Annotated in this window: 26 protein-coding genes and 1 tRNA gene; 11 read left to right on the top strand and 16 right to left on the bottom strand. The window is 63.7% G+C overall.

Annotation, left to right across the window (positions count from 1 at the left end):
* Nucleotides 1-44 precede the first annotated feature (44 nt).
* The 4 genes from FGK64_RS19240 to FGK64_RS19225 all read right to left on the bottom strand — a co-directional run bounded on the left by FGK64_RS19240 (nucleotide 45) and on the right by FGK64_RS19225 (nucleotide 3,694).
* Nucleotides 45-569 (bottom strand): DUF3035 domain-containing protein, encoded by a 525-nt coding sequence (locus FGK64_RS19240; protein WP_138865459.1) that lies wholly within the window; start codon nucleotides 567-569, stop codon nucleotides 45-47.
* A gap of 62 nt (nucleotides 570-631) precedes the next feature.
* Nucleotides 632-1,147 (bottom strand): signal peptidase II, encoded by a 516-nt coding sequence (gene lspA / locus FGK64_RS19235; RefSeq protein WP_138865458.1) that lies wholly within the window; start codon nucleotides 1,145-1,147, stop codon nucleotides 632-634.
* Between the two features lie 3 nt (nucleotides 1,148-1,150).
* The gene (gene purH, locus FGK64_RS19230; protein WP_138865457.1) at nucleotides 1,151-2,740 is read right to left on the bottom strand and encodes a bifunctional phosphoribosylaminoimidazolecarboxamide formyltransferase/IMP cyclohydrolase; all 1,590 of its coding nucleotides are present in this window, start codon (nucleotides 2,738-2,740) and stop codon (nucleotides 1,151-1,153) included.
* Between the two features lie 93 nt (nucleotides 2,741-2,833).
* Nucleotides 2,834-3,694 (bottom strand): N-formylglutamate amidohydrolase, encoded by an 861-nt coding sequence (locus tag FGK64_RS19225; protein ID WP_138865456.1) that lies wholly within the window; start codon nucleotides 3,692-3,694, stop codon nucleotides 2,834-2,836.
* 148 nt (nucleotides 3,695-3,842) lie between these two features.
* Between FGK64_RS19225 and FGK64_RS19220 the strand changes: the two genes are divergently transcribed.
* The 4 genes from FGK64_RS19220 to FGK64_RS19205 all read left to right on the top strand — a co-directional run bounded on the left by FGK64_RS19220 (nucleotide 3,843) and on the right by FGK64_RS19205 (nucleotide 6,421).
* A tRNA-Val gene (locus tag FGK64_RS19220) sits at nucleotides 3,843-3,917 on the top strand.
* Nucleotides 3,918-3,994: 77 nt separating this feature from the next.
* Entirely contained in the window at nucleotides 3,995-4,120 is a 126-nt protein-coding gene (gene ykgO, locus FGK64_RS19215) for a type B 50S ribosomal protein L36 (RefSeq protein ID WP_005850168.1), read from the top strand.
* A 170-nt stretch (nucleotides 4,121-4,290) separates the two neighbouring features.
* Nucleotides 4,291-5,307, top strand: a complete 1,017-nt coding sequence (locus tag FGK64_RS19210) for a Fe(3+) ABC transporter substrate-binding protein (protein WP_138865455.1) — start codon at nucleotides 4,291-4,293, stop codon at nucleotides 5,305-5,307.
* A 229-nt stretch (nucleotides 5,308-5,536) separates the two neighbouring features.
* On the top strand, nucleotides 5,537-6,421 hold the full coding sequence (locus FGK64_RS19205; RefSeq protein WP_138865454.1) for an adenylate/guanylate cyclase domain-containing protein: 885 nt from the start codon (nucleotides 5,537-5,539) through the stop codon (nucleotides 6,419-6,421).
* Nucleotides 6,422-6,620: 199 nt separating this feature from the next.
* Here FGK64_RS19205 and FGK64_RS19200 read toward each other — a convergent pair whose 3' ends face one another.
* Together FGK64_RS19200 and FGK64_RS19195 are read right to left on the bottom strand one after the other, a co-directional pair.
* On the bottom strand, nucleotides 6,621-8,276 hold the full coding sequence (locus FGK64_RS19200; protein WP_425456648.1) for an ABC transporter permease: 1,656 nt from the start codon (nucleotides 8,274-8,276) through the stop codon (nucleotides 6,621-6,623).
* Nucleotides 8,277-8,357: 81 nt separating this feature from the next.
* Complete coding sequence (locus FGK64_RS19195; protein WP_138865453.1) at nucleotides 8,358-8,810, bottom strand: MarR family winged helix-turn-helix transcriptional regulator; 453 nt, start codon at nucleotides 8,808-8,810, stop codon at nucleotides 8,358-8,360.
* A 67-nt stretch (nucleotides 8,811-8,877) separates the two neighbouring features.
* Here FGK64_RS19195 and FGK64_RS19190 point away from each other — a divergent pair, with 67 nt between their 5' ends.
* From FGK64_RS19190 to FGK64_RS19180, 3 genes are read left to right on the top strand one after another with little or no spacing between them, the layout of a single operon-like run.
* Nucleotides 8,878-9,279, top strand: coding sequence for a VOC family protein (locus tag FGK64_RS19190; RefSeq protein WP_138865452.1), 402 nt, complete (start codon nucleotides 8,878-8,880; stop codon nucleotides 9,277-9,279).
* Nucleotides 9,276-9,749 carry a VOC family protein gene (locus FGK64_RS19185; RefSeq protein WP_138865451.1) on the top strand — a complete coding sequence of 158 codons (474 nt, stop codon included), beginning with the start codon at nucleotides 9,276-9,278 and terminating at the stop codon, nucleotides 9,747-9,749. Before FGK64_RS19190 ends, FGK64_RS19185 begins: the two co-directional genes overlap by 4 nt.
* A complete protein-coding gene (locus FGK64_RS19180; protein ID WP_138865450.1) occupies nucleotides 9,746-10,099 on the top strand; it encodes a DUF1428 domain-containing protein in 354 nt (117 codons plus the stop codon). The genes FGK64_RS19185 and FGK64_RS19180 overlap by 4 nt, the downstream gene beginning before the upstream one ends.
* A gap of 97 nt (nucleotides 10,100-10,196) precedes the next feature.
* Here the strand turns inward: FGK64_RS19180 and FGK64_RS19175 are convergent, their stop codons facing one another.
* The 8 genes from FGK64_RS19175 to FGK64_RS19140 all read right to left on the bottom strand — a co-directional run bounded on the left by FGK64_RS19175 (nucleotide 10,197) and on the right by FGK64_RS19140 (nucleotide 18,978).
* Nucleotides 10,197-11,414 carry a phenylacetate--CoA ligase family protein gene (locus FGK64_RS19175; RefSeq protein WP_138865449.1) on the bottom strand — a complete coding sequence of 406 codons (1,218 nt, stop codon included), beginning with the start codon at nucleotides 11,412-11,414 and terminating at the stop codon, nucleotides 10,197-10,199.
* A gap of 14 nt (nucleotides 11,415-11,428) precedes the next feature.
* Complete coding sequence (locus FGK64_RS19170) at nucleotides 11,429-12,235, bottom strand: ABC transporter ATP-binding protein (RefSeq protein WP_138865500.1); 807 nt, start codon at nucleotides 12,233-12,235, stop codon at nucleotides 11,429-11,431.
* Nucleotides 12,236-12,362: 127 nt separating this feature from the next.
* Nucleotides 12,363-13,649, bottom strand: a complete 1,287-nt coding sequence (locus tag FGK64_RS19165; RefSeq protein WP_138865448.1) for an ABC transporter substrate-binding protein — start codon at nucleotides 13,647-13,649, stop codon at nucleotides 12,363-12,365.
* A gap of 84 nt (nucleotides 13,650-13,733) precedes the next feature.
* Nucleotides 13,734-14,810: a branched-chain amino acid ABC transporter permease gene (locus FGK64_RS19160; protein WP_138865447.1), complete on the bottom strand. Its 1,077-nt coding sequence runs from the start codon at nucleotides 14,808-14,810 to the stop codon at nucleotides 13,734-13,736.
* A 4-nt stretch (nucleotides 14,811-14,814) separates the two neighbouring features.
* Nucleotides 14,815-15,039, bottom strand: a complete 225-nt coding sequence (locus FGK64_RS19155; protein ID WP_138865446.1) for a hypothetical protein — start codon at nucleotides 15,037-15,039, stop codon at nucleotides 14,815-14,817.
* A 3-nt stretch (nucleotides 15,040-15,042) separates the two neighbouring features.
* A complete protein-coding gene (locus FGK64_RS19150) occupies nucleotides 15,043-16,029 on the bottom strand; it encodes a branched-chain amino acid ABC transporter permease (protein ID WP_138865445.1) in 987 nt (328 codons plus the stop codon).
* Between the two features lie 29 nt (nucleotides 16,030-16,058).
* Nucleotides 16,059-16,877, bottom strand: coding sequence for an ABC transporter ATP-binding protein (locus tag FGK64_RS19145; protein WP_138865444.1), 819 nt, complete (start codon nucleotides 16,875-16,877; stop codon nucleotides 16,059-16,061).
* A gap of 130 nt (nucleotides 16,878-17,007) precedes the next feature.
* A complete protein-coding gene (locus tag FGK64_RS19140) occupies nucleotides 17,008-18,978 on the bottom strand; it encodes an AMP-binding protein (protein WP_138865443.1) in 1,971 nt (656 codons plus the stop codon).
* A gap of 262 nt (nucleotides 18,979-19,240) precedes the next feature.
* Between FGK64_RS19140 and FGK64_RS19135 the strand changes: the two genes are divergently transcribed.
* The 4 genes from FGK64_RS19135 to FGK64_RS19120 all read left to right on the top strand — a co-directional run bounded on the left by FGK64_RS19135 (nucleotide 19,241) and on the right by FGK64_RS19120 (nucleotide 23,849).
* Complete coding sequence (locus tag FGK64_RS19135) at nucleotides 19,241-20,614, top strand: aspartate aminotransferase family protein (protein WP_138865442.1); 1,374 nt, start codon at nucleotides 19,241-19,243, stop codon at nucleotides 20,612-20,614.
* A 75-nt stretch (nucleotides 20,615-20,689) separates the two neighbouring features.
* Entirely contained in the window at nucleotides 20,690-22,591 is a 1,902-nt protein-coding gene (locus FGK64_RS19130) for a hybrid sensor histidine kinase/response regulator (RefSeq protein ID WP_138865441.1), read from the top strand.
* Nucleotides 22,588-23,289, top strand: a complete 702-nt coding sequence (locus FGK64_RS19125) for a response regulator transcription factor (RefSeq protein WP_138865440.1) — start codon at nucleotides 22,588-22,590, stop codon at nucleotides 23,287-23,289. Before FGK64_RS19130 ends, FGK64_RS19125 begins: the two co-directional genes overlap by 4 nt.
* Before the next feature lie 155 nt (nucleotides 23,290-23,444).
* Nucleotides 23,445-23,849 carry a hypothetical protein gene (locus tag FGK64_RS19120; RefSeq protein ID WP_138865439.1) on the top strand — a complete coding sequence of 135 codons (405 nt, stop codon included), beginning with the start codon at nucleotides 23,445-23,447 and terminating at the stop codon, nucleotides 23,847-23,849.
* Here the strand turns inward: FGK64_RS19120 and FGK64_RS19115 are convergent.
* Together FGK64_RS19115 and FGK64_RS19110 are read right to left on the bottom strand one after the other, a co-directional pair.
* Nucleotides 23,846-25,045, bottom strand: a complete 1,200-nt coding sequence (locus tag FGK64_RS19115) for a Zn-dependent hydrolase (protein ID WP_138865438.1) — start codon at nucleotides 25,043-25,045, stop codon at nucleotides 23,846-23,848. The two genes, FGK64_RS19120 and FGK64_RS19115, sit on opposite strands and share 4 nt — an antisense overlap.
* A 57-nt stretch (nucleotides 25,046-25,102) precedes the next feature.
* Nucleotides 25,103-25,750 carry a ChrR family anti-sigma-E factor gene (locus tag FGK64_RS19110; protein ID WP_138865437.1) on the bottom strand — a complete coding sequence of 216 codons (648 nt, stop codon included), beginning with the start codon at nucleotides 25,748-25,750 and terminating at the stop codon, nucleotides 25,103-25,105.
* Nucleotides 25,751-25,753 lie beyond the last annotated feature (3 nt).

The raw sequence follows: 25,753 nt of genomic DNA, 5'->3' as shown, positions 1-25,753 counted from the left end.
GGGTGCAAGATGGCTTCCCGAAATCGTGACCTGTTGCCGATGTATTAGCGGCGGCGCCGCTTCACCGGCGGCGAAGTCGGAGTCTCTGCGCCCGCGCGGCGGAACTGCTCTGTCTGGTTGAACGGATCAAGCGCGCTGCGGCGATAGGCCTGTTTGTAGCGGTCGACCGGGAACAGCCGGATCCGGGTGCCGCGCGCCTGACGCTTGCGGAACTTGGCATCTTCCTCGGCCAGCACTTCGCGGGTGTTGGCGGGTACGCCATAACGGCTGACTTGTGCGACCAGCGCGCCATCGGCAGCCGAAGCACCCTGCGGCACCAGCGCATCCGGACGGCCCCCCAGCGCGGCCACGGCATCGGCCTTTGGCGTCGCATCGGCGCGGTTCGCACCGCCCGGCGTAGGCGCAGGCAGCGCGGCCATACGGTCGGGCATATCGAGGGGCTTGTTCGGCAGCACCATAAATTCATCCGGGCCATTGCCGTTGTGGCGCAGATCCATCAGGCCCTTCTTGGAACAGCCCGAAACACCCAGTGCCAGCGACACGACGATCAATCCAACAACTGCGCGCACGCGAACTCTCCTGCCTGTTCTTGGCCTGCCTGCGGGGGTTCTACCCCATTCCGGCGGCCGGGTCACGGGGCGTTTTTGCCCTGCCCTTTTTTGGGGGCGTTGCCCGTGGTCTTCGCGCCCTCCCGGGCGTCGAACACGATCAGGCCCAGCGCCCCGGCAAAGATGAACACATCGGCCACGTTGAACACGAAGGGATTGGTAATGCCGCAGCAGGACATGTTCAGGAAATCCAGCACATAGCCGTACAGCACCCGGTCCACCACGTTGCCCAGCGCGCCGCCGATCACCAGACCGGCGCTGATCTGCATCCGCAGCGAGGGATGCCGCCGCCAGATCCAGATGGCCACCGCCGCACAGACCACCAGCGAAAACCCGATCAGTGCCCAGCGCGCGGCGTCAGAGTTGCCGTCCAGCAGGCCAAAGTTGATGCCCCGGTTTTCGCCGTACCGAAACCGCAGCAGCGGTGGGAACACGTCGATATGATACCGGGTGGCCAGCGACATGGCATGGACCACCCAGTACTTGCTGACCTGATCCAGGATCAGCGCCAGCAGCGCGGCAAGGGTCAGCGGGCGCATCGCTTAGTGACGGAAATGGCGCAGGCCGGTGAACACCATCGCCAGCCCGGCCTCGTCAGCGGCGGCGATCACCTCGGCGTCGCGCATCGACCCACCGGGCTGGATCACGGCGGTTGCACCCGCGGCGGCGGCCTCCATCAATCCGTCGGCAAAGGGAAAGAACGCGTCCGAAGCAACAACCGCACCCTTGGCCGGGCTCTCCGGCAGGCCCAGCACATCGGCCATGCGCTGCGCCTTGATCGCGGCGATATTGGCGCTGTCGACGCGGCTCATCTGGCCCGCACCCACACCCACGGTCGCCCCGTCCCGTGCATAGACGATGGCGTTCGACTTGACGTGCTTGGCCACCTTCCACGCGAACAGCAGATCGGCCATCTCGCGCGCGTCGGGGGCGCGCTTCGTCACCACCTTCAGATCGGCCTCGGTCACAAAGCCGGTGTCCTTGTCCTGCATCAGATACCCGCCCGACACCTGCCGAATGGTCAGCGCCGCGGCGCGCGGGTCGGCCAGCGCGCCGGTGGTCAGCAGGCGCAGGTTCTTCTTGGCCGCGAACACGGCGCGGGCATCGTCATCGGCCTCGGGGGCAATCACCACCTCGGTGAAGATCCCGGCGATTTCCTCGGCGGTCGCGCCATCCAGAGGGCCGTTCAGCGCGACGATGCCACCAAAGGCACTGGTGCGGTCGCAGTCGAAGGCACGGCGGTAGGCGTCGATGAGCGTGTCCGCCCGGGCGACACCACAGGGATTCGCGTGCTTGATGATCGCCACCGCCGGGCCGTCACCGGCGGCAAATTCGCTGACCAGCTCGAACGCGGCATCGGTGTCGTTGATGTTGTTGTACGACAGCTCCTTGCCCTGATGCTGGGTTGCTGTCGCCACGCCGGGGCGGGCGCTGCCATCGGTATAGAAGGCCGCCGCCTGATGCGGGTTCTCGCCATAGCGCAATGATTGCGCCAGCGTTCCGGCCACGGCGCGGCGGCGCGGCGCGGAGTCATCCAGCGCGCCGGCCATCCAGGTCGACACGGCCGCGTCATAGGCCCCGGTGCGGGCATAGGCGATCTGCGCCAGCCGCTGACGAAAGGCCAACGCGGTGCCGCCGTCGTTGGCGTCCAGCTCGGCCAGCAGCGCCTCGTAATCGGCCACGTCCACCACCACGTTCACAAAGGCATGGTTCTTGGCCGCCGCGCGGATCATCGCCGGGCCGCCGATGTCGATATTCTCGATGCAGGTGTCATAATCGGCACCCTTGGCCACGGTTTCCTCGAACGGGTACAGGTTCACCACCAGCAGGTCGATCGCGCCGATTCCGTGCGTTTCCATTGCGGCGCGGTGGTCGTCGTTGTCGCGCAGCGCCAGCAAACCGCCGTGCACCATCGGATGCAGCGTCTTGACCCGGCCATCCATCATTTCGGGGAAACCCGTTACATCCGAGACATCCCGCACCTCCAGCCCGGCCTCGCGCAGCGCCTTGGCGGTGCCCCCGGTCGACAGCAGTTCGACCCCGCGGTCGGCCAGCGCGCGGCCCAGATCAATCAGGCCGGTCTTGTCAGACACGGACAGCAGCGCGCGGCGAATGGGTTGTATATCGGTCATAGGGGCCCCCGGATCGGTTTGGATGCTGCGCGGCTTAGTGCATTTCCAAGCCGGAGTTAACCGCCGATTCGCTTCCGCGTCGAAACGCGCGCCCTATTCCGCCGCCAGCGGCATCTCGGCGGCGCCAATCGCGGCGATTTCCGCGATGACACCGCGCAGCACCCGGCGGAAGGCCAGGAAATCGGCGCGCGGGGCGATGCGCTTTTCATCCATGTAAAGCGCGCGGTCGATTTCCACCTGAACCGCGTGCTGGCGCCGCGACGGGCGGCCATAGGCCTGCGTCACATAGGCCCCCGCAAACGGCGTGTTGCGCACCACGCTCAGCCCGGCGGCGGCAAAGGCGGCTTCGACCCGGTCCACCACATCGCCCGCGGCGGCGGCGCCGAACCGGTCGCCGAGCACGATTTCAGGCGTCTTGCGGTTCTTGCGGCGCATCCCGTCCATCGCCTCGTGCGGCATGGAATGGCAATCGATCAGGATCGCCTGCCCGAAAGCGCGGTGCGATTCGTTCAGCAGCCCTTGCAACGCGTCATGGTAGGGATGCCAGAAGCGGTCGATTCGCGCCTTGGCCTCGGCCATGGTCAGCTTGCCGGAATAGATCGCCCGCCCGTTCGACACGACACGCGGAATCACCCCCAGCCCCGAGGCGACGCGCGGGTTGTGCCCATGCCGCCGTGCGCCTTCGATCAACGCGGGGTCCAGCTCGTCCGGGCTGCGGTTCAGATCAAGATAGGCGCGCGGCGCCCCGGCCAACAACAACGGCGCACCGAAATCGGTGGCGGGTTCAAAAAGCCGGTCGACAAAAGCATCCTCGGACGACCGGATCGCATGGTGATCCAGTTGCGTGACACGAATCAGGTCGGGCGGATAATCTCGGCACGAATGCGGCGAGGCAAAGACAACGGCGGATTGCAGCCGGGCGGGTCGAAACACCTGATATGCAGACTGCGCCATTGCGTTTCCTTTCCCCCCGACCATAGACCGTAAATATCTGCCACCAAAAGCCCTTGATCCCTGTCGCGACTCCTTTTATAGACCGCCCACCGGCGCGGGATTCCGCGCCCCATTTTGTTCTGGGGCAAGGTCACACGCTGGTATTCATGGGCGATTAGCTCAGCGGTAGAGCACTTCGTTGACATCGAAGGGGTCACAAGTTCGAACCTTGTATCGCCCACCATGAATTCACCGTCTGTCCCCGGACAGGCCCCGTAGAAACAAGGCGCTGGCCCGCGCCGCAGGAACAGGAGAGAGGCCATGAAGGTCCGCAATTCGCTCCGCTCGCTCAAGAACCGGCACCGTGATTGCCGCGTTGTGCGTCGCAAAGGCCGCGTCTACGTGATCAACAAGACGCAGCGCCGGTTCAAAGCCCGCCAGGGTTAAGACCGCAAGACCGTTATTCGAAAGGCCGCGCCATCCAGCGCGGCCTTTTCTTTTTGTCTGGATCATCCAGCGCGGCGCAACTTATCTGACTGTTTCAATCAACTTTTCCTTGCACGTCCCCGCCCGCCTCCGATAACCACGTCCCGAGTGATTTCAGAGGAGGATCTCCCATGACCCGCAGAACAGCAGTCCCGCTGGCCATCGCCCTGGTAGCCACCGCCGGCACCGCCTTGGCCGAAGGCGACGTGAACCTGTATTCGTCGCGCCACTACGACACCGACGAACAGCTGTACCAGGAATTCACCGAGCAGACCGGCATCACCGTGAACCGGATCGAAGGCAAGGCAGACGAGCTTGTTGCCCGCATGCAGGCCGAAGGCCGCAATTCGCCCGCCGATGTGTTCATCACCGTCGACACCTCGCGCCTGGAACGCGCCAAGGACGCCGGCGTGTTGCAATCCATCGACAGCGAGGTGCTGGAAGCGGCGATCCCCGCCCACCTGCAGGACAGCGACAACCAGTGGTTCGGCTTTTCCCAGCGCTCGCGGATCATCTTCTTCGACAAGGCTACGGTGACCGAACCCCCGGCCACCTACGCCGATCTGGCCGACCCGAAGTACAAGGGCCTCGTCTGCATCCGCTCCTCCACCAACACCTACAACCAGACGCTGCTCGCCTCGATCGTCACGCACGAAGGCGAAGAGGCCGCGCGCGCCTGGGCGCAGGGCGTTGTCGACAACATGGCCCGCGAGCCGCAGGGCGGCGACACCGACCAGCTGCGCGGGATCGTGTCGGGTGAATGCGGCATCGCCGTGTCAAACACTTACTACTTCGCCCGGGCAATCCGGACCGAGGTCGACGGCGTCAGCGCCGAGCGCGAGAAAATCGGCTGGGTCTTCCCGAATCAGGACACCACCGGCGCGCATATGAACCTCTCGGGCGGTGGCGTGGCCGTGAACGCACCGAACCGCGAAAACGCGATCAAGTTCCTCGAATACCTCGCCAGCCCCTCGGCGCAGAAATACTTCTCGGCCGGGAACGATGAATACCCCGCTGTGGCCGATGCGGAAATGGCGCCTTCGATCGCCTCGCTGGGCGACTTCAAGGCAGACGAAGTGAGCCTGTCGGATGTGGCGAAAAACATCCCGACAGCGCAGAAAATCTTCGATCAGGTTGGCTGGAAGTAACGCAGCCAGACATCACCTACGTTCGGGCGCCGCTGACACGCGGCGCCCGTCACACGCCTGACGTTAGGGCAAGTCAGGTATTCCCGCCCCTGTAAAACGCATGAAATTCTTTTCATGGCAGCATAATTCATGTTCTAACTATGCTGCGCCCGCCAAACCTGCCATTTCACCGCCGATTTTTCCGGACCTGGCCGTTTTGGCTCCAATTTGATCCAGGAATAATTCCGCGATGCCTTTCGCCTGCGTTCTGATTTCCGACATCACCGGCAGCACGACGATATATGAACGCGAAGGCAACGCGGCCGCCGTCAGCTATATCGAACCGATCATCGGTCGGATGCGCGCGATCATCGGCGACAACGGCGGCATCTGCGTAAAATCGGAAGGCGACGACACGGTCAGCTTCTTCCGTCACCCCGACGACGCCTTCCGCGCGGCCTGGACCATGATCAACGAAGACTGGCACCAGGGCATGTCGGTGCACGCAGGGATGTATTACGGCGAGATCGTTCAGCAGGTCGGCACGATCTACGGCAATGCGGTCAATACCGCGGCGCGGCTGTCGTCGCTTGCCAAGCCAGGGGAAGTTCTGGTCGGCGTCAACTGCTATGACGTAATGAGCCAAGACAACAAGGCCCGCCTTATGCCGATCGGCGATCTGCACCTGAAAGGCAAGGAAGAGCCGACCAAGGTCTATGCGGCGTCGATGCCCAGCCTCGCCGCGACGACCGTCATCTTTTCAAGCGCGCAAACCCGCCGCCCGAGCCGCACCGAAGCGGTCGAGCTGACCTATCAGGGAAGAACATGGCGCATTGGCGAAGGCGAGAAACTGTCGCTTGGCCGGTCGCAAGACTGCGACATCGTACTGGATCACGCCTGGGTGTCGCGCAAGCACGGAGAGCTGACGATCCGACAGTGGCAACTGGAATATTCCGATCACTCGTCGGCCGGGTCCGTTGTTGAAACGCCGGACGGGAAGGAGCTTTCGATCCACCGCCGCTCGACCATGCTGAACGGTTCGGGCACGATCCTGCTCGGGCCCCGCTCGACCGAAAACCCGGAAGCCAGCGCGGTTACCTTCGTGTCGCACACGCTGTCAATACAACCAAGTTGATCAGAGGGGGCACTGCCGCAAGCCGCCGGGATGCGGCAACCAAGGAAAATGGGGGCTCTGCCCCCGCCCCTGCGGGACTTCCCCGGGATCTTTGGGCCTTAAAGAAGGGGAACGCAGTCTAATTCTTTTAGGCCATAAATATCCCCGCCGGAGGCAATCGCGCGAAAGCGCGATTTTTTGCCCCCCTCTACCCAAGGCATCACCGTGTACTGCGGCCAACCTGTCGGCAGATCAGAATCACCGGCAGCAAACCGACCGCCAGAATGACAAGTGAGGGCACCGCCGCACCATCGAGGCGTTCGTCGCTGGCCAACCGGTAGGCTTGCACGGCCAGCGTGTCATAGTTGAACGGCCGCATGATAAGCGTTGCGGGCAATTCCTTCATCACATCGACAAAAACTATCAGCAGCGCGGTCAGCAGGCTGGGTGTAAGGATTGGCAGATGTACGCGACGCAGGGTTTGCACCGGGCTTTGCCCCAGCGAGCGGGCAGCCGCATCCATGTTGGTATGCACCATGGATTGCCCACCTTCATAGGCTCCCAGTGCGGCGGCAAGAAACCGGATCATGTAGGCCATCACCAGCACCCAGATCGACCCGGTCAGAAGCAGGCCGGTCGAGATGTCAAATGTGTCCCGCATCCAGCTGTCGAGCGCATTGTCAAAGCTGGCGAAGGGCACCATCAGACCCACCGCAATCACCCCGCCCGGCACCGCGTACCCCAGTCGTGCCACATGGCCCGGCAGACCTCCGGAAGCGACATGACCGACACGCTGGTAGAACCCGATTGCGATGGCGGCCAGAACCGTCAGGAGCGCCGCGACCGACGCCAGCGTGAGCGAGTTGGCGATCAGGCGCATGTAGCGCTGGCTGAGCAAATCCTGTCCCGAGCCGATGCCCATCCAGACCAGAACACCCACCGGCAGCGCAAAGCCAAGTATCACCGGCAACGCGCAGAGCAGCATCGCCAACCCCGCGCGCAGTCCGGTCAGCGACGCGGGCGGCATCTGCACATGGGCCTTGCCTGCGTGATGGTAACGGGCCTGTCCGCGCTGGCTGCGTTCCAGCAGCGCCAGTGCCAGCGAGAACCCCAGCAGACCCAGGGCCAGTTGCGCCGCTGCGGCGCGGTCGGCCATGGTGAACCAGCTGGTGTAGATGCCTGTCGCAAAGGTCTGCACGCTGAAATAGGCCACGGTGCCGAAGTCGGCGATGGTTTCCATCACCGCCAGCAGGACGCCTCCGGCGATTGCGGGGCGCGCCATGGGCATGCTGACGCGCCAGAACGCCGACCATGCGCTGTGTCCAAGAGTCCGCGCCGCAAGGAAAGCGGCCGAGCTTTGCTGCAGAAACGCCGCCCGTGCCAGCAGATAGACGTAAGGATAGAGCACAAGGATCAGCATGACCGCCGCGCCACCGATGCTGCGAATTTCGGGGAACCAGTAGTCGCGCGGGCCCCAGCCCGTTACCGCGCGCAGGGTGGATTGCACGATGCCGGGGTGATCGAGGATATGCGTATAGGCATAGGCCAGCACATAGGCCGGGAAGGCCAGCGGCAGCACCAGCGCGATTTCGAACAACCGCACTCCGGGAAAGCGCGTCATCGTGACCAGCCACGCCGCACCGACCCCCATGGCAAAGGTTCCGATGGCCACTAGCGCCACCAGCGCCAGCGTGGTGCCCACATACCGCGCCATCACCGTGTCGAGCAGATGCGCAACCGTATCCGTGCCGCCCGTCAGCGCAGCAAGGGCCACCGCCAACATGGGCAGCAGGCACAAAAGCCCGATACCCCACGCGATCACACCCAGCGCACGTGCGCCGGTGCCTTTGGGCGATTTCGGAATTGGGGCCGGAATGTCGGTCACGCGGATCCTCTGACAGTTAGGTCCCGGGTTAGCCGCGAAGGGTCGCGCGGGCAACCCCGCGTCAGTTGCTGCTCAACTCTGCACCCCGGCAAAAGCGGCGGCGTTCAGCCCGGGGCGCAGATCGCCCGCAGCGCCGATATCGGCGTCCAGCGCGTCATGGGTCGCACGCCAGATCGGCACCGCCCGCACCAGAATATCGCGGCCCGCATCGGTCAGGATCAGCCTGCGCCCCCGCCTGTCTTGCGCGTCGGGTTCGACACGCAGCAGCCCGCGCCGTTGCAATGGCTTCAGGTTGGCGGTCAGCGTGGTGCGGTCCATCGCCAGCAGCCGCGCGACCGACCCCAGGGTCGGCGCGTCGGGGCGGTTCAGCGACATCAAAAGCGAATACTGGCCGTGGCTTAGGCCGATATCGCGGAGCGCATCGTCGAACCGCCGGGCCACAGCCCGCGCCGCGCGTTGCAGATGCAGGCAAAGGCAACGGTCACGCACCTCGTGAGTCACGTCGATGGGCAGGTCTTGTCTCATGACAGACAATTATGTTGACATCAACATATATGTCAATCACGACTCGAGGGCATGTGGAGGAATCATCATGAATATTTTCGTTAACCTCGCGATCGAAGATGTGGACCAGTCGCGTCAGTTCTTTTCAGCCCTCGGGTTCACCTTTGAAGAACAGTTCTGCACCGAAGATACGCTGGGGATGCGCCTGTCGGATGCAGCGATGGTCATGCTGCTACGGCACGACAAGTTCGCCACTTTTCTGAATGGCAGGGCGCGGGCCGACACGGGCAAGGCGCTTGAAACGCTGACCGCCATCCAGTTGGACAGCCGCGACGAGGTCGACCGGTTCATGGGGCAGGCGCTGGCTGCGGGCGGGGCCGAATTCCGCCCGGCCGAAGACCACGGATTCATGTATGGCCGATCCTTTACCGACCCCGACGGCCATGTGTGGGAACCGTTCTGGTTCGACAGCACAACGGTGGCGGCATGACCCGCGTCGGCACCTGTCTGTGGTACGAATCCGAAGGGTTGGAGGCCGCGACCTTCTATACCTCGCTTCTGCCCAACAGCGAAATCACCCGGATCGACCGTGCCGACCCCGACAAGCCGCCGATCCTTGTACAATTCACCCTGATGGGCACGCCCTATGCCGCCCTGTCGCCCGGAGAGGCGGCGACGCACAGCCACGCGGCCTCGATCACGGTCGAGGTGGACACGCAGGAGGAGATCGACCGCCTGTGGCAGGCGATGTTGGACAATGGCGGGGAAGAGGTGGAATGCGGCTGGATCAAGGATCGCTGGGGGATTTCCTGGCAGATCTTCCCCGCCAAACTGCCCGAGATGATGTTCCACGGAGACCGCGACGGCGGCCAGCGCGCCTATCAGGCGATGCTGGGCATGAAAAAACTGGATTTGGCGGCGTTGGAAGTCGCGTATGACGGCAAGGAGATTGCACAATGAAATATGTAGACGGATTTGTGATGAGCGTTCCCACGGCCAAGAAGCAGGACTTCATCGACATGGCACGTCGCATGGCGCCGGTGTTCAAGGAATTCGGTGTGCTTGAAGTGGTGGATTGCTGGGGCGTCGATGTGCCCGAGGGCAAGGTGACCTCGTTTCCCATGGCGGTAAAGGCGACGGCGGATGAAACCGTATGCTTTGGCTGGATGGTCTGGCCGTCCAAAGCCGTGCGCGATGAGAATTTCCAGAAGATCATGGACGACCCGCGCTGCCAGCCCGGCGAAGACGGAACGCCCTTTGACGGCAAGCGCATGATCTTTGGCGGCTTCGACATGGTCAGCGTCCTCTGACACCGACAAGGGCGCATCCGCCCGACCCCTCGGGCGGATGCGCACCCCGCTGCCGGCCGAGTGGAGAAAAACCGGCGGCGGGGCTGGTCGGCAGCGGCTAGTCGTAGCTGCGCTGATCCTCGATCACCAGCCCGTCACGCGGCAGGCTGCCCGGCGCGACCACCTCGACCGCGCCTTTCATCTTCAACACATCCGACACCGTGCGCGCGAACATGGCGCGGTCGCCGCCCGTGGCTTCGACCTGCACGGTCATTGTGTCCATTTCACCCTCGCGCCGGGCAATCACGCGGGCGCGGACGATTTCGGCGTGTTTGCTGACCAGCGCGGCCACCTGTTCAGGGCGCACGAACATGCCCTTGATCTTGGTGGTCTGGTCGGCGCGGCCCATCCAGCCCTTGATGCGCATGTTGGTGCGCCCGCAGGGTGACGTGCCCTCCATCACCGCGCTTAGATCGCCCGTGGCAAAACGGATCAGCGGGTAATCGGGGTTTAGCGTGGTCACCACCACCTCGCCCACATCGCCCGGGGCGACGGGGATGTTGGTGCCAGGCGTCACGATTTCGATAATCACGCCTTCATCGGCGATCATCCCCTCCATCGCGGCGCTTTCATAGGCGATGTTGCCCAGATCGGCGGTGGCGTAGGATTGCAGGCAGGTGATGCCCCGGTCGGCATATTCCTTGCGCAGCGACGGAAACAGCGCCCCGCCGCCCACGGCGGCCTTGGTGATTGCCAGCCGAACGCCCATCTCGTCGGCCTTGTCGAGGATCACCTTTAAATAATCCGGCGTCCCGGCATAGGCGGTAGAGCCCACGTCGCGCGCAGCCGTCACCTGCAATTCGGTCTGGCCGGTGCCGGCAGGCAGCACGGCGGCCCCCACGGCCCGCGCGCCGGATTCGAAAATCATCCCCGCCGGTGTCAGGTGGTATCCGAAACAGTTGTGCACGATGTCGCCCGGCCCGATCCCGGCGGCGTGCAGAACGCGGCCCAGCCGCCACCAGTCATGCGCCGTGCTGCCCGGTTCATAGATCGGGCCCGGCGACTGGAAAATATGCGCAAACCCCGAGGCAGGCCGCGCGGTCAGCCCGCCAAAGGGCGCCATCTGCGCCTGCGCGCGGTTGATGTCGGATTTGCGCAGGATCGGCAGCGCGGCCAGATCGGCGGCAGAGGTGATCGCATCGGCGTCCACCTCGGCCAGAGCCTTGCCATAGCCGGGCAACCCCTGCGCCAGCCGGATCTGCGCGGGCAGCGCCTGTGCCAGATCGGCCGCCCGCTGATCTGCGGATCGCGTTTCCAGAGAGTCGAAATATGCCATGTCCATGCCCCCTGTCAGCTAAGCCACCGCTTGCGGCGACGGTACGAGCGCACATCCCGGAACGATTTGCGCCCCTCGTCGGACATGCCCAGATAGAATTCCTTCACATCCGGGTTCTCGCGCAGTTCGGCGGCGGGGCCGTCCATCACGACGCGGCCGGATTCAAGGATGTACCCGTAATGCGCGAACCTCAGCGCGACGTTGGTGTTCTGCTCGGCCAGCAAAAAGGTCACGCCTTCGCGTTCGTTCAGTTCCTTCACGATGCCGAAAATCTCTTCGACCAGCTGCGGCGCCAGACCCATGCTGGGTTCGTCCAGCAGGATGGTTTCGGGCTTGGCCATCATCGCGCGCCCGATGGCGCACATCTGCTGTTCCCCGCCCGAGGTATAGCCCGCCTGGCTTTTGCGGCGTTCCTTCAGGCGCGGAAAGTAGGAATACACCTTTTCAAGGTCGGCGTTCATCTCGGCCTTGCTGGCCTTGCGCGTGTAGAACCCGGTCAACAGGTTCTCTTCGACCGTGAGGTGTTCGAAACAGTGGCGGCCCTCCATCACCTGGATCACGCCCTTGCGCACCAGATCAGCCGGGTCCGAATTGTGGACGGTTTCACCGCGATAGCTGACACGACCCTTCGTAACCTCGCCACGTTCCGAATGCAGCAGCGCCGATATCGCCTTGAGCGTCGTCGTCTTGCCCGCGCCGTTGCCACCCAAAAGCGCGGTGATACCGCCTTTGGGCACCTTGAGGCTGACGCCTTTCAGCACAAGGATCACATGGTTGTAGATCACCTCGATATTGCTGACATCCAGCAGCGGATCGTCCATTCCGGCCAGCGGCGCGGCGTCGCTTCGGGCTTGGGTCAGGGGCTGGCTCATCGCGTCCTCGTTTCGACGGGGGTGTTTGTGGTCCGGAGCCCACGCGCGGCAGGCCCCGGGATTTGGTGCGAAAGGGTTACTCGCAGCTGCGCGGCTCGATCCCGTTCTCGCTGGCATAGGCCATCGAATCTTCCTCGATCAGCGGATCGACGATCTCGAAATCGGGCTCCATGTAATCGGTCAGAACCGACCACGTCTTGTCTGCCGCGTTCCACTGCTGGATCGCCGCAAGGCGCGGCGACGAGTGGCTGGCACAGCTCAGCGAGATCGCCGGCGCAAAGCCGCCAAGGCCGATTTCCTCGAACCGGGCTTCGGTCACTTCAAGGCTTTCCAGCGCGTCGCGCAGGTCGGCCGGCGAAATGTTGGACTTGCCCGAGGCTTCCTGTGCTGCGCGGATCGCTTCGGCCAGAACAGCGGCGGTGTAGACGCCCTTGTTATAGCCAACCTCGCCCCACTTGGTGCCATCGCCCGCGGCCTTGCCCGCGTCGATCACGGTCGACTTGATTTCACCGAACACGGGGAAATCGGTGCCCGCGCCGTGGAACGTCAGCGATTTGTAGCCGTTGGCGCCATCGCCCACCGGCAGCACGTCGGCCTCGGAGCCCGACCACCAGATGCCGATGAACTTGTCCATCGGGAAGCGCACGTTGGCGGCTTCCTGAATGGCGACCTGGTTCATCACGCCCCAGCCCCACATGAACACGTAATCCGGGCGCTGCTGGCGCACCTGCAGCCACTGGGATTTCTGTTCCTGACCGGGGTGATCCACCGCCAGCAGCACCAGTTCAAACCCGTGCTTCTCGCTCAGCTTTTCCAGCGTGCGGATCGGTTCCTTGCCATAGGCCGAGTTGTGATAGACCAGCGCGATCTTCTTGCCTTCAAGGCTGCCGCCTTCCTGCTCCATCGCATATTTCACCGCAACCGAGGCGCCGTCCCAATAGGTCACGGGCAGGTTGAACACCCACTCGAACACCTTGCCGTTCACCGCCGAGGTGCGGCCATAGGCCAGCGACCAGATCGGAATGCCATCGGCGCTTGCCTTGGGGATCAGCTGATAGGTGATGCCGGTGGACTGCGGAATATACAGCAGCGCGTTGTCGCCCTTGGTCTGCTCGTAGCATTCCACGCCTTTTTCGGTGTTATAGGCGGTTTCGCACTCGACCACGTTCACCATTTCGCCGCCGATACCGCCATCGCGTTCGTTCAGCAGGGTCATGTAGTCGGAAAACCCGTCGGCATAGGGGATGCCCGAAGGCGCATAGGGTCCGGTGCGGTAGTTCAGGGCCGGGATGGTCAGGTCGGCAAATGCAGGCGCCGCCGCCATCAGGGCCGCGGCCGTGGCCGCAAGCAGTTTCAATTTCATCGGTAAGTACCTCCCATGTGTTACACCGATACACTTTTGTTGGCCGCGGGTTGCGCCCCGCGATCGTGCCGTCCAGCCCCCGCGTCAGTGCGGGAAGGGCCAGAGCCTCAGTTTTTCCTTGATCGTCTTCCAGAACGCGGCCAGACCGTGCGGCTCCAGAATAAGGAACGTGATGATCAACCCTCCCAGGATCATCAGTTCCAGATGCGCCGCCACATCGGTGGCCCAGCCAAAGCCGCCCACCAGTACGTTCTTCAGGAACACCGGCAGCAGCACGATGAAGGCCGCGCCCGCAAAGCTGCCAAAGATCGATCCCATGCCGCCGATGATGATCATGAACAGCACGATGAAACTTTTCTGGATGCCGAAGGCCTCGGTCACCTCGACCGCGCCAAGGTAGACGGAAAAGAACAGCGCCCCCGCCACGCCGACAAAGAACGACGACACGGCGAATGCGGTCATCTTGGCCTTCAGCGGGTTCACCCCGATGATTTCCGCCGCGATGTCCATGTCGCGGATCGCCATCCACGTCCGCCCCATGGTGCCCCGCGTCAGGTTCCGCGCAATCAGCGCCGCGCCGACACAGAAGACAAGGCAGAACAGGTAGGTCGCCCAGGCATGCGTGTTCGGGCCCGTCACCACGATCCCAAAGACCGAGCGTTCGGGCGCGTTGATCTGCCCCGAAGCCGAGTAGTTGTAGAACCACCCGAACTTATTGAACATCCAGACAAGGAAGAACTGCGCCGCCAGGGTCGCCACCGCAAGGTAGAAGCCCTTGATCCGCAGGCTGGGCAGGCCGAAAATCACCCCCACGCCCGCCGTGACGAACCCAGCCAGGATGACGTGGAAGAAGATGTTCACATCGGGAAAGGACGTCATCAGCTTGTAGCAGGCATAGGCCCCCACCGCCATGAACCCCCCGGTGCCCAGGCTGACCTGCCCGCAATAGCCGACCAGGATGTTCAGCCCGATCGCCGCAATGGCATAAATCAGGAACGGCAGCAGGATTGCATTCGCCCAGTAGTCGTTGATGAAGAACGGCACCAACAGGAAGGCCACCGCAAGGATCGCATAGTACCGATAGCGGTCGAACCGGATCGGAAAGGTCTGGCTGTCCTGCTGGTAGGTGGTGCTGAAATCACCCGCTTCGCGATAGATCATGGTCTCAAACCTCTTCGGGTTTCGAATGTGGTGCGCGCGGGCGCCGCGGGTCGGCGTGCCGCATCAGGTAGAGGTAGGCGATCATGCCCGTGCCCCCGCCCAGCGCGGCCAGAAGCGCCGAAATCACCATCTGCCCGCTTTGCGCCGGTTCTGCCGACAGGGCGAGGTAGCCAAAGGCCCAGAACCCCGACCAGGCGATGACATTCAGAATGGCAACGATCTTGGCCATGGTTCAGACCCTCTCGATGATCTTCTCGCCGAACAGCCCCTGCGGCCGGAAGACGAGGAACAGCAGCGCCAGCACATAGGCAAACCAGTTCTCGGTCGCGCCGCCCACCATCGGGCCGATCAGGAATTCGAACAGCTTCTCGCCCACGCCGATGATCAGTCCGCCCACGATGGCCCCGGGGATCGAGGTGAAGCCGCCCAGCATCAGCACCGGCAGCGCCTTGAGCGCGATCAGCGACAGCGAAAACTGCACGCCCGACTTGGCGCCCCACATCATGCCCGCCACCAGCGCGACAAACCCCGCCAGCGACCAGACCAGCACCCAGATAAAGTTCAGCGAAATACCAACCGACAGCGCCGCCTGGTGGTCGTCGGCCACGGCCCGCAGCGCGCGGCCTTCCTTGGTGTACTGGTTGAAGGCCATCAGCGCGATCACCAGCAGCGCCGCGATGATCGCCGCCACGATATCCAGATTGTCGATAAAGAACCCGTATCCGAAGGCGTCGAAGGTCACCCGGTCGATGGTGTCGTTGATCCCCTGCGGCAGCCCCACGTCCAGCGTCTTGATCGACGACCCCCACATCAGGTCCGACAGGCCCTCAAGGAAATAGGCCAGCCCGATGGTCGCCATGAACAGGATAATCGGCTCTTGGTTCACAAGGTGGCGCATCACCAGCTTCTGCACCAGCCAGGCCAGTACGATCATCACCCCCACCGTCAGCACGATCGCCAGCAGCGCGGGCACATGCCAGCCGAAATGATGCAGATCGGTGCCGAAGATCGCGTTGATCAGATGGCTGAACGGTACCTGCCCGTCCATGATCCCGACCAGCGTCGCCGCCGCAAAAAGTGCCATGACCCCCTGAGCATAGTTGAAGATTCCGCTCGCCTTGAAGATCAGCACGAACCCCAGCGCGACCAGCGAATAGAGCACCCCGGCCATCAGGCCGTTCAGGGTGACCTCCATCGCGAAAAGCACCTGATCAGGCATGGTTGCGCCCCCCTCTTGTCATACCGGCCTTAATCATGTGCCACCCCCAGATAGGCGTCGATCACCGCCTGGTTGTTGCGCACCTCGTCCGGCGTGCCGTCACCGATCTTCTTGCCGTAATCCATCACCACCACCCGATCGGACAGATCCATCACCACGCCCATGTCATGCTCGATCAGGGCGATGGTGGTGCCGAATTCGTCGTTCACATCCAGGATAAAGCGGCTCATGTCCTCCTTCTCCTCGACGTTCATGCCCGCCATCGGCTCGTCCAGCAGCAGGATGGTCGGCTCCGCCGCCAAGGCCCGGGCCAGTTCGACCCGCTTCTTCAACCCATAGGGCAGCCGCGCAACCGGCGTTTTGCGGATGTGCTGGATCTCAAGGAAATCGATCACCTTCTCGGCGATCTCGCGGTTGGCCACTTCCTCGGCCTCGGCCCGGCCCTTCCACAGCGCCTGCGACCACATCGACGAATTCATCCGCGTCAGCCGCCCGGTCATCACGTTGTCCAGCACGCTCATGCCCTCGAACAGGGCGATGTTCTGGAAGGTGCGCGCAATGCCCTGCCGCGCCACCATATAGGGCTTCATCGCGGGCCGCCGCGCGCCCTTGTACCAGACCTCGCCTTCCGAGGGCACATAGAACCCCGAAATCACGTTCAGCATCGACGATTTGCCCGCGCCATTGGGCCCGATGATCGCGCGGATCTCGCCCTCGCGGATGTCGAAGGATATATCCTGAATCGCCACCACCCCGCCAAAGCGCAGCGTGATGTTCTTCATCTCCATCACCACCGGCCCGATCCGGCGGCCATCGGCGGTGATCTGCTCCGCAGCCATCTCGCTCATGCCCGCCCCCTCTTCTTTTCGGCCCAAATACTCAATTCCCCGGCCCGGACCGCACGCAGCGCCCGAAACGGCACAGCCCGGCGGGATGGCGGGCGGGGCGAGGCTGACCCTGTCAGCGAGCGCCGGGCCGTCATTGCGCCGCCATCCGCTGCGCCACCGGCACCACCGCCGCACGGCGCACGTCCAGCGTGGCGCGAATCTTGCCCTTGCGCCCGTCCTCATAGGTCACTTCGGTCTCGGTGCTGACCGTGTCCGACCCGTCGTAAAGTGCGGCAATGATGTCGGCATATTTCTCTTCCACGATACGGCGGCGCACCTTGCGGGTGCGGGTCAGCTCGCCATCGTCGGCGTCCAGCTCCTTGTGCAGCACGACAAAGCGATGCACCTGGCAGCCCGCCAGCATCTCGTCTTCGGCGACGGATCGGTTGACCTCTTCCACATGCACCTGGATCGTGTCCATCACCTGCGGGTGCCGCGCCAGTTCCTGGTACGAGGCATAGCCGATGTTATTGCGCTCGGCCCAGTTGCCTACGGCGTTCAGGTCGATGTTGATGAAGGCGGTGCATTCCTCGCGCCCGTTGCCGAACACCACGGCCTCCAGGATGTTCGGATAGAACTTCAGCTTGTTCTCGACGTACTTGGGCGCGAACATCGCGCCATCGGCCATCTTGCCCACGTCCTTGGCGCGGTCGATGATGCGCAGATGCCCGGTGTCCTCTTCGATGAACCCGGCGTCGCCCGTCGCGACCCAGCCCTCGGCGTCTTTCGTGTCTGCCGTGCTTTCGGGGTTCTTGTAATATTCCACGAACACGCCCGGGCTGCGGTAATAGACCTCGCCATTGTCGCCAATCTTCAGCTCGACCCCGGGGCTCGGCACGCCCACCGTGTCCGACCGGACCTCGCCATCGGGCTGGGCGGTGATGAACACCGTCGCCTCGGTCTGCCCGTAAAGCTGCTTCAGGTTGATGCCCAGCGCGCGGTAGAAATCGAAAATCTCGGGGCCAATGGCTTCGCCCGCGGTATAGCCCACGCGCACCCGCGAAAAGCCCATCGTGTTCTTCAGCGGCCCATAGATCAGCAGATCGCCCAGCCGGTATTTCAGCCGGTCGCCAAAGCTGACAGGACGGCCATCCAGCAGATCGGGGCCAACCTTGCGCGCGTGCGCCATGTATGTGTCGAACAGGCGCTTCTTCAGCGGCCCGGAATCCTCCATCCGGATCATCACAGTGGTCAGCAGGTTCTCGAACACGCGCGGCGGGGCAAAGAAATAGGTCGGCCCGATCTCACGCAGGTCCGACATCATGGTTTCGGCGTTTTCCGGGCAGTTCACGCAGAACCCGCACCAGAACGCCTGCCCGACCGAAAAGATGAAATCGCCCACCCAAGCCATCGGCAGATAGGCGAGGATGTCATCGTCGCGCCGCAGCTTGTCGAACGTGCTTGATGCCCGCGCGGTTTCGATCACGTTGCGGTTGCTCAGCACAACGCCCTTGGGCTTGCCGGTGGTGCCGCTGGTATACAGCATCACACAGCGGTCGTCATAGCCCAGCCTTGCCTCACGCGCGCGCAGCTCGGCCTCCAGCTCGGAACGGGCGGCGCGACCCTGCTCCTGCACGTCGCGGAAGGGATGGAGATGGGTGTGGTCGTATTTCCGCATCCCACGCGGGTCGAGATAGATCACCTCTTCGAACTGGTGCAGCTGGTCCTGGATCTCGATCAGCTTGTCAGTCTGTTCCTGGTCGCCCACGATGGCAAAGCGCGCGCCGCAGTGATCCATCACATAGGCCATCTCTTCGGCCACGGCGTCCTGATACAGTGGCACCGGCACACCGCCCGCCATCTGCACCGCCACCATCGACCAATATAGGTATGGCCGGTTGCGCCCGATGATCGCAACGAAATCGCCTTCGTTCACGCCCAGCTTCAGCAGGCCCAGCGCCAGCGACTCGATCTCCTGTTCCGTTTCGGCCCAGGTCCAGGTCTGCCAGATCCCGAATTCCTTTTCGCGGAACGCGGGGGCCGTGCCGAATTCCGTCGCGTTGCGGTGCAGCAACGCAGGAACAGACAGCAGCGCGTCGGCGCCGGTGTGCGTCGTAGACAATGCGATGTCCTCCCCGCCGGGTTTGAAACGGACCCGGCAAACCTCTCCTCCTGAGGCGTGCAGCGCACGCCGTCGTGAACTGTTGTCGCGAATATTTTCGTGAAATTTTCGGAATCCTAGCGAATTGTAACAGGCGCGGATTTGGGGTGTTGACCCCGACGCCCGGCCCCGATTTGATCCGCGCGCATCAGGCCCGGCCCCGGCCCGCCCCGGCAGGCCGCTGTTTTCCGGGCAAAACCGACGATCCACGAAGGAGACGCGCATGTTGAAGAACGACCAGCTGGACCAATGGGACCGCGAGAATTTCTTTCACCCCTCGACCCATCTGGCGCAGTTCGCGCGCGGCGAAGCGCCCAACCGGATCGTGTCGAAAGCCGATGGCGTGTTCATCGAAGACCGTGACGGCAACCGCCTGCTTGATGGATTCGCCGGGCTCTATTGCGTGAACGTCGGCTATGGCCGGCAAGAGATCGCCGAGGCGATTGCCGAACAGGCGCGCGAGCTGGCCTATTACCACGCCTATGTCGGCCACGGCACCGAGGCATCGATCACCCTGTCCAAGATGATCCTTGATCGTGCGCCCAAAGGCATGAGCAAGGTCTATTTCGGGCTGGGCGGATCGGACGCGAATGAAACCAACGTCAAGCTGATCTGGTATTACAACAACATCCTTGGCCGCCCCGAGAAGAAGAAAATCATATCGCGCTGGCGCGGTTATCACGGCTCGGGTCTGGTGACCGGATCGCTCACGGGGCTGGAGCTGTTTCACAAGAAATTCGATCTGCCCATCGCGCAGGTCAAGCACACCATCGCGCCCGATTACTTCCGCCGCGAAGATCGCTCGATGTCCGAGGACGATTTCTCGACCCATTGCGCGAACGAGCTTGAAGCGCTGATCCAGCGCGAAGGCCCCGACACCATCGCGGCCTTCATCGGCGAACCGATGCTGGGCACCGGCGGCATCGTTCCCCCCCCCGCCGGGTATTGGGAAAAGATTCAGGCCGTGCTGCAACGCCACGATATCCTGCTTGTCGCGGATGAGGTGGTAACAGGCTTTGGCCGTCTGGGCACGATGTTCGGATCAGACCACTACGGCATCAAGCCCGACCTGATCACCATCGCCAAGGGCCTGACCAGCGCCTATGCGCCGCTGTCGGGGTCGATCGTGGGCGAAAAGATGTGGAAGGTTCTGGAACAGGGCACGGATGAAAACGGCCCCATCGGCCACGGCTGGACCTATTCGGCCCACCCCATCGGCGCGGCGGCCGGGGTCGCCAACCTGAAACTGCTGGACGATCTGAACCTTGTTCAGAACGCGGGCGAGGTCGGCAGCTATCTGAACGACAAGATGCGCGACGCGCTGGCGGATCACCCGCATGTGGGCGACGTGCGCGGCGAAGGCATGTGGTGCGCCGTGGAATTCGTGGAAGACAAGGCCAACCGCAAATTCTATGCCCCCTATGGCAAGGTCGGCGCACAGGTGGCCGCCGCGATGCTGGCGCAGGGCAAGGTGATCGCCCGCTCGATGCCGCAGGCCGACATGCTGGGCTTTGCTCCACCCTTCTGCCTGACCAAGGCCGAGGCGGATACCATTGTCGACGCGACCCGCCGCGCGGTCACCTCTGTGCTTGGCTAGGGCCGTCGCCCCAGTGTAACCTGTTGCCTCGCGCCGCCATTCCGGTGGCGCGGGGACCACGCCGGGACGATCAGGATGGACGTATCCGACCGCCAGAAGCTCGACATGATGACAGCCGGGCTGAACCTGATCGGTCAGGCGCTGTCGATCTATGACAGCAACCTGCAACTGGCGCATTGCAACCTACGGTTCGGCCGCATGTTCAATCTGCCCGAGCACCTCACAACCCCCGGCGCGCGGTTCGAGGACACGATCCGCCATCTTGTGGACGCGGGCGAATACGGCCCTGTCGACGATATCGAGGCATTTGTGCGCATCCGTGTCGATCAGGCCCGTGCATTTCAGCCGCATTACATGGAACGCCCCCGCTCCAACGGACACCGGATTTCCGTCGAAGGATCGCCCCTGCCGCAAGGCGGCTGGATCACCATCTATACCGACGTAACCCGTGCCACGCGGGTCGAGGGAATGCTGCGCTCGCGGTCCGAGGAACTCAGCGATCAGGTGCTCAGCCACACCCGCGAACTGTCTTCTGCCAACCGCGAATTGGCCGCTGCCAATACGGCACTAGAGGAAACCAAACGCCAGCTGACCGAGATCGAAAGCCGCACGCGCCTGACCACCGAGATGATGCCGGCCCACATTGCGCACGTCGATGCAGACGGCGTCTATACCTATTCCAACCGTCGGCTGAACACGGTCATTCCGGGCCTGCCGTCCGACATTATCGGGCGCAGGCTGGCCGATATCCTTGGCCCCGCCAACTATGCCAAGATCGACCCGCATCTGGTTGCGGCCTATCGCGGCGACAACGGCGTTTTCGAATTCAACGAAACCCATGACGGGCGGAGGATTCGCGTGGCGCTCACCTCGGACGGGGCGGGCGGGGCCTATATCCTGTCGATGGATGTGACCGAGGAAACCCAGGCCCGCGTCGCCCTGCAACAGACCCGACGGCGCGAAATCGCGGCCCAGCTGACCAGCGGGTTGGCGCATGATTTCTCCAACCTCCTGACAATCATCCTGGGCACCCAGGGCAAGCTGGCGCGCATGGATCTGGGCGCCGAGGCGGACGAGCTGATCCGCGCCACCCAAACCGCCGCCCGGCGCGGCGGGCGATTGCTGAACCGGATCGCGGGCATGACCGGCAAGCGCCAGATGCGGCTGGCCCCGACCGACGTGCACCAGCTGCTGCGCGATCTGGCCATTCTCGCCGGGCCCAGCCTGCCGCGCGACGTGGGGATTTCCATCCTCGACCACATGCCGCCGCCGCCCGTGCTGCTGGACGCGGGGCAGCTGCAGGACGCCCTGCTGAACCTTGTTCTGAACGCGCGCGATGCCTGCGGCAGCCTTGGCCAGATCGCGATCAGCGCCCATGTGGTCGGGCAGACGTGGGTCGAATTCACCGTCTCCGACACCGGCCCCGGATTTTCACCCGCCGCGCTGGATCATGCGTTTGAACCGTTCTTCACCACCAAGGGCGGCGAAGGCTCGGGACTTGGGCTGGCGATGGTCTATGACACCGCGAAACTGGCCGGAGGCGATTTGCGGATGGGCAATACGCCCAGCGGCGCCAGCGTCACGCTGCGCCTGCCCTATCGCGTGTCGCAGGTGCCGCGCGGCGGGCTGGCTCTGCTGGTGGAAGACAACGAAGATTTGCGCGCGATGGTGCGCGATCAGTTGGTCGACCTTGGCCATTCGGTGATCGAGGCCGCCTCGGCCGAGGAAGCCGTCGCATTGACCGAGGATATTCCCGATATCGCCGTTGTGTTATCAGACATCCAGCTTCTTGGTGAAGGCACCGGAATCGACCTGATCGACCGGGTTCAGGGCAGCGGGTTGCCGTGCTACCTGATGACCTCTCTGCCCGAGAACGATCCGCTTTATGGTGCCGCGCTGCTGCGCGCACCGGTGCTGCGCAAACCCTTTGGCCAGGACCAGCTGGCCCAGCTTCTTGACCCCGGGACACCCGAATGACCACGCCTCTTGTGACAATCCTCGACGACGAAGCCGACATCCGCCGGATGCTGACGGATGTGCTGCAAGAGGCCGGGTTCCGCACGCAGGCCTTTGGCCGCGCCCGCGAATTCGAAGCCGCACTAAACCATGTCACCCCCGATGTCTGCCTTGTCGATCTGTCGCTGCCCGACACCGACGGGCTGGCGCTGGTGCATCGGCTGGCGTTGGAGCGCGGCGCGGCGGTCATCATCATCTCGGGGCGGGCGCAGGTGCAGGACCGGGTGACCGGGCTGGAGCTGGGCGCCGACGACTATATCACCAAACCCTTTGAACCCGCCGAGGTGGTGGCCCGCATCCGCGCGCGCATCCGGTCGTCGCGGCCCATGCAGCCCGCCGGAAACACCGCCCGGTTCAACGGCTGGACCGCCCATTTCGACCGCTACGCGCTGGAAGACGAACAGGGCCGCGAAACACCGTTTTCCCACGCGGAATCCGAGGTTCTGCGCATGTTTCTTGACAGCCCCAAGCGGCTGATTTCGCGCGCGCAGATGCAGGAAACGCTGGGCGGGGCGGCGGGTGAAAGTTTCGACCGGGCGATGGATGTCCGCATCTCGCGGCTGCGCACCAAGCTGGGCGAAGACCCCAAGAACCCGCGCCTGATCAAAACCATCTACGGTGCCGGGTACATTTTTCTGGGCGACGTGACCTGGAGCTGAAGCACCGGCGATCCGGCGCGCATCCGGGCGCAAAGCACACGCCAAGGTTGTCGATTCGCATATTCCCTGCCTAAGCTGGCAAGGCGCGACGGGCGTATTTCAGCCCCCTCTCTCCGCGCGCCCATTTCGCCCATCCATTTACAGGAGCACCCCAAATGCCTGACGAGGAAGAAGAAGAGATCCAGATGTTCCGGCTGGAACTGGATAAATTCGGCCAATCCAACAAGCGACGGTTCTATATCATCGAAGATCTCTCGCTGTCCTGCGACATGTGCAAGACGCCCGAAGCCAAGCAGAGCATCTCGCAGATGACCCGCGCGTATTTCGACGAGTTGAAGCGCGAAGAAGCCAGCATGAACGCCAGCATCGACCGCGCAATGAAATCCGCCGCCAAGAAGCGCGGCAAGAACGGATCGGTCGATGCCAAGGCGATGGAGAAGAAGGCCAAGAAGATCCTCGACAAGTTCACCGCGCTGCATCTTGGCGGCACCAAGAAGCTGACGCTGAAGTTCAAAGGCTTCAAGAAGCCGCCATTCCTGGTGTTCGAGGGGAAATTCTAGCCCCGCGCCGTCACCGCATGGGCCAGCACCTGCAACCCGGCCACAAGGTCGGGCTCGGCGGTGTCTTCGGCAAAATCGTGGCTGATTCCGTTGATCGAGGGCACGAACAGCATCGCCACCGGCATCAGCCGCGACACGTTTGTCGCATCGTGCAGCGCGCCTGACACAAGGCGGCGCCACTTGCCCGGCGCCACCACCTTGGCGCCGTCGGCCAGCGCGGTTTGCAGCGCGCTGTCCATCGCCACCGGGTCCAGTCCCAGCATCGGGCCGAACTCCAGAGTCATCCCCGAGGAGTTCGCGATCTCGGCGGCGGTGTCGCGGATGATCTGCTCCATCCGCTCCAGCCGCGAAATGTCACCATCGCGCCATTGCATCGAAAACGTCGCCCGCCCCGGCACGATGGACGAGGCATTGGGGTGCAGCGTGACATGGCCGATGGTCCAGACGGTTGACGGCGTGACCACGTTGCGGAACCGATCATTGATCGCGCTGTTGAAGGCCGACAGCGCCTGAAACGCGTCGCGGCGCAGGTGCATCGGCGTCGTGCCCGCGTGGTTCTGCTGGCCCGTCAGGGTGATGCGCATATCGCGGATGCCAACGATATCGGTGACCACGCCGATCTGCTCGCCGCTGGTGTCCAGTGTTGGCCCCTGCTCGATGTGCATTTCGACAAAGCCGGTGAAGCGGCCCGGATCCACGAACTCGCCCGCCACATCCGCCAGCTTCGCGCGTTCATCGGCAAAGCGGGCGCCATCGTGGGCTGTCAGCGTATCGGCCGTCTCCAGCGTCAGGTTGCCCGACCAGATCGCGCTCCCGGTTGTCACGCCAAAGCGGCCTTCCTCGTCCTGAAAGCTGACGACGGAAATCGCCGGCCCGCCGGATTCGCGACTGGCGCGGGCGATTTCCAGCGCCGCAATCACGCCCAGCGCCCCGTCCAGCCAGCCGCCTTCGGGCTGGCTGTCGGAATGCGACCCCATCAACAGCGATGGCCCCTCGGCCAGACCGAACAGGTTGCCCACCGGGTCGAAGTGAGGGGTCAGCCCGCAGTCGGCCATCTGTGCGGCCAGCCAATGGCGCGCCTGAATGTCGGCAGCAGAAAACGCCGGGCGCACCACACCCTTGCCCACGCCTGCCGCGCCGATGCTGCGAAGGTGGTGCAAATCGCTTAGAAACCGGTCGGGATTCACGGAGATCATGGCTGCCCTTTCGCTGATATCGCGATCAGGCTAGCCGAGCCGGGGCATGGGTGCCACTCAGATCCGCAGGAACGGCTGGATCAGGCGCGGCAGCAGCGTGTTGAAGCGCAGCGGCGCGTCGGTCACCGCAAGGCAGATGCAATCAGCCGAAATATCAGCCACGGGCATGTGGTTCAGCGCCTCGTCGGCGGTTTCCACGTCGCCGCGCGCGAAACTGTCGGTTTCATCCGAAAACGCGCCCTGCAAGACCATTGTCAACTCGGTCCCCCGATGGCCGTGATCGGGCACCGCGGCCCCCGCGGGAATGAACAGCAACCGCGCCGTGGCCTCGCCACTGGTGGGCAGGATCGCCTGCCGCACGCCCAGGCCCACGGGCCGCCAGCGCACCGCGTCGAGATCGCCGCCGATGTAATCGCGCAGCGGGGCGGGGATCACACCGGTCTTTGCCGGCTCGGGGCGCGGCGTTACCTCGGGCGACACCGCATCAATCGCGGCCAGCGCTCGGTCCAGCCCGGCATCGGAGCTGTCAGTCACGGCTTCAAGCACCGCGCCGCCCAGCGCGTCATAGGCTTCGACTTGCGCGCGGCAGCGATCGCACAGCGAAATATGCGTGGCAACCATCAGCGAAAACGCCTCTGGCAGGGCCCCGGCGGAATAGGCCAGCAAGTGGCGGTCTTCTATATGATGTTTGATCTTGGTCTTCATGGC

The sequence above is a fragment of the Arenibacterium halophilum genome (assembly GCF_005938225.1).
Classification (GTDB): domain Bacteria; phylum Pseudomonadota; class Alphaproteobacteria; order Rhodobacterales; family Rhodobacteraceae; genus Arenibacterium; species Arenibacterium halophilum.
This window is presented reverse-complemented; position numbering and strand designations above follow the sequence as displayed.